Annotated in this window: 1 pseudogene; it reads right to left on the bottom strand. The window is 52.2% G+C overall.

Annotation, left to right across the window (positions count from 1 at the left end):
• Positions 1–250 (bottom strand): annotated as a pseudogene (locus tag SB756_RS28760) (glutathione S-transferase family protein); the annotation flags it as partial.
• Positions 251–337: the final 87 nt, after the last annotated feature.

Consider the following 337-nt stretch of genomic DNA (forward strand, 5'->3'; position numbering starts at 1 on the left):
GCGGTTCAACCACCGTCACGCTAATCAGCGACTCCAGCCCTTTGAGCTTGCGGGCAATTAACGCGCGCGACGCCCATGGACAGATCAGCGCCACATAAAGATGGTAGCGATCTGCTTCTGCCGCAAATTCAGTGGAGCCATCGCTGCTGATAAAATGCCGGAAACCGGACGTCTGACGGACAAATCCGCCCTGTTTATCGGTCGACTGCACCGGGTGCCAGTCACTACTCCATTTGCCTTCTACTAACATCGCGCGACTCCTCTGTAATGTGAGAAGCAGCTTAACTGATGACTAAACGGCTGATAATCCGGTCATAAAGACAATCATTTCTTCCAT

The organism is Pseudomonas sp. SIMBA_068 (assembly GCF_046534705.1).
In the GTDB taxonomy this organism is placed as follows: Bacteria; Pseudomonadota; Gammaproteobacteria; order Pseudomonadales; family Pseudomonadaceae; genus Aquipseudomonas; species Aquipseudomonas putida.